This window comes from Idiomarina sp. ST10R2A5 (assembly GCF_051842325.1).
In the GTDB taxonomy this organism is placed as follows: domain Bacteria; phylum Pseudomonadota; class Gammaproteobacteria; order Enterobacterales; family Alteromonadaceae; genus Idiomarina; species Idiomarina abyssalis.
Window position 1 is genome coordinate 1 of the sequence record NZ_JBNIEX010000016.1, and the last position, 3,429, is coordinate 3,429.

Annotated in this window: 1 tRNA gene and 2 rRNA genes; all 3 read left to right on the forward strand. The window is 51.6% G+C overall.

Annotated elements, in window-relative coordinates:
* A tRNA-Ala gene (locus tag ACP7FG_RS12920) sits at positions 1-76 on the forward strand.
* Between the two features lie 223 nt (positions 77-299).
* A 23S ribosomal RNA gene (locus ACP7FG_RS12925) occupies positions 300-3,187 on the forward strand.
* Between the two features lie 118 nt (positions 3,188-3,305).
* A 5S ribosomal RNA gene (rrf, locus tag ACP7FG_RS12930) occupies positions 3,306-3,421 on the forward strand.
* Positions 3,422-3,429: the final 8 nt, after the last annotated feature.

A 3,429-nucleotide genomic window follows, 5' to 3' on the forward strand; every position in this document is an offset into this window, starting at 1 on the left:
GGGGCCATAGCTCAGCTGGGAGAGCGCCTGCCTTGCACGCAGGAGGTCAGCGGTTCGATCCCGCTTGGCTCCACCATTTCTTCTCTTCGTAACCGTTAGCGTTAAATGTTCTTGCAAAAGAATGTTTACCGGTAACTTAGTGTTACGTGCTCTTTAACAACATGAAAAGCTGATTGTAATATTAAAAGTAAGAAATGCCACTCTACTTGAACAAACTGATTTGGTAGAGGCGTATCGAACTTGTGTACAGCGAGAACAAACAATCTTGGTCACGTATGCCAGACACCTTCGGGTTGTATGGTTAAGTGACTAAGCGTACACGGTGGATGCCTAGGCAGTTGGAGGCGATGAAGGACGTACTAACTTGCGATAAGCCATGATAAGCCAGTAAGAGGCATTTGAGTCATGGATTTCCGAATGGGGAAACCCACTCTGTTTACAGAGTATCCGGCACTGAATCAATAGGTGCCAGGAAGCGAACCCGGAGAACTGAAACATCTAAGTACCCGGAGGAAAAGAAATCAACCGAGATTTCCCCAGTAGCGGCGAGCGAACGGGAAGCAGCCCTTAAGCTTAACTTGTGCTAGCAGAATCCGATGGGAAGCGGAGCCACAGACGGTGAGAGCCCGGTATGTGACGGTGCATGATAAGTGAAATCGAGTAGGTCGGGACACGTGATATCCTGACTGAATATGGGGGGACCATCCTCCAAGGCTAAATACTCCCAACTGACCGATAGTGAACCAGTACCGTGAGGGAAAGGCGAAAAGAACCCCGGCGAGGGGAGTGAAACAGAACCTGAAACCGTGTACGTACAAGCAGTAGGAGCGGACTTGTTCCGTGACTGCGTACCTTTTGTATAATGGGTCAGCGACTTATATTCTGTAGCAAGGTTAACCGTATAGGGAAGCCGTAGGGAAACCGAGTCTTAACTGGGCGTTGAGTTGCAGGGTATAGACCCGAAACCGGGCGATCTAACCATGAGCAGGTTGAAGATTGAGTAACATCAATTGGAGGACCGAACCCACTAATGTTGAAAAATTAGGGGATGACTTGTGGCTAGGAGTGAAAGGCTAATCAAGCCCGGAGATAGCTGGTTCTCCCCGAAATCTATTTAGGTAGAGCCTCGGACGAATACCATTGGGGGTAGAGCACTGTTTGGGCTAGGGGGTCATCCCGACTTACCAACCCCATGCAAACTCCGAATACCAATGAGTACTATCCGGGAGACACACGGCGGGTGCTAACGTCCGTCGTGAAGAGGGAAACAACCCAGACCGCCAGCTAAGGTCCCGAAGTTATGGCTCAGTGGGAAACGATGTGGGAAGGCAGAGACAGCTAGGAGGTTGGCTTAGAAGCAGCCACCCTTTAAAGAAAGCGTAATAGCTCACTAGTCGAGTCGGCCTGCGCGGAAGATGTAACGGGGCTAAGCCATACACCGAAGCTGCGGCTGCATACTATGTATGCGGGGTAGGGGAGCGTTCTGTAAGTGGGTGAAGGTGTGTTGAGAAGCACGCTGGACATATCAGAAGTGCGAATGCTGACATGAGTAACGATAATGGGAGTGAAAAACTCCCACGCCGGAAGACCAAGGTTTCCTATCCCATGCTAATCAGGGTAGGGTAAGTCGGCCCCTAAGGCGAGGCGGAAACGCGTAGTCGATGGAAAACAGGTTAATATTCCTGTACCGATGTTCATTGCGATGGGGGGACGGAGAAGGCTAGGTGAGCCGGGCGTTGGTAGTCCCGGTGAAAGTGCGTAGGCTGAGGACTTAGGTAAATCCGGGTCCTTAAGGCCGAGACACGAGACGAGCACCCACGGGTGCGAAGTCATTGATGCCATGCTTCCGGGAAAAGCCTCTAAGCTTCAGATGAACATTGACCGTACCCCAAACCGACACAGGTGGTCAGGTAGAGAATACTAAGGCGCTTGAGAGAACTCGGGTGAAGGAACTAGGCAAAATAGTACCGTAACTTCGGGAGAAGGTACGCCACTGGCGGTGATTGACTTCGCGTCATGAGCTGTTGGTGGTCGCAGTGACCAGGTGGCTGGGACTGTTTATTAAAAACACAGCACTGTGCTAACACGAAAGTGGACGTATACGGTGTGACACCTGCCCGGTGCCGGAAGGTTAATTGATGGGGTTAGTTTTCGGACGAAGCTCTTGATCGAAGCCCCGGTAAACGGCGGCCGTAACTATAACGGTCCTAAGGTAGCGAAATTCCTTGTCGGGTAAGTTCCGACCTGCACGAATGGTGTAACCATGGCCACGCTGTCTCCACCCGAGACTCAGTGAAATTGAAATCGCAGTGAAGATGCTGTGTACCCGCGGCTAGACGGAAAGACCCCGTGAACCTTTACTACAGCTTGGCACTGAACATTGAACCTACATGTGTAGGATAGGTGGGAGGCTTTGAAGCATTGGCGCTAGTTGATGTGGAGCCATCCTTGAAATACCACCCTTGTATGTTTGATGTTCTAACATTGGCCCCTTATCGGGGTTGTGGACAGTGCCTGGTGGGTAGTTTGACTGGGGCGGTCTCCTCCCAAAGAGTAACGGAGGAGCACGAAGGTTGGCTAAGTACGGTCGGACATCGTACGGTTAGTGCAATGGCAGAAGCCAGCTTAACTGCGAGACAGACACGTCGAGCAGATACGAAAGTAGGTCATAGTGATCCGGTGGTTCTGAATGGAAGGGCCATCGCTCAACGGATAAAAGGTACTCCGGGGATAACAGGCTGATACCGCCCAAGAGTTCATATCGACGGCGGTGTTTGGCACCTCGATGTCGGCTCATCACATCCTGGGGCTGAAGTCGGTCCCAAGGGTATGGCTGTTCGCCATTTAAAGTGGTACGCGAGCTGGGTTTAGAACGTCGTGAGACAGTTCGGTCCCTATCTGCCGTGGGCGTTTGAGAGTTGAGAGGAGCTGCTCCTAGTACGAGAGGACCGGAGTGGACGAACCGCTGGTGTTCGGGTTGTCATGCCAATGGCACTGCCCGGTAGCTACGTTCGGAATCGATAACCGCTGAAAGCATCTAAGCGGGAAGCGAGCCTCGAGATAAGCTCTCACTAGCACTCAGAGTGCTCTGAAGGGTCGTTGAAGACGACAACGTTGATAGGCGGGGTGTGGAAGCGTAGTAATGCGTTGAGCTAACCCGTACTAATTGCCCGTGAGACTTAACCATACAACACCCAAGGTGTTTGGGACGTTACGCACAAGCGAGCGACTTTACCGAATTAGAGCAAATAGAGTGGCGTATTTTTAAAGACGCAGTCAGTTTTTACATGTTGTGACAGTTTATGTCTGGCGGCCATAGCGGTGTGGCACCACCTGAATCCTTTCCGAACTCAGAAGTGAAACACACCAGCGCCGATGGTAGTGTGGGGTCTCCCCATGCGAGAGTAGGTCACCGCCAGACTACAAATA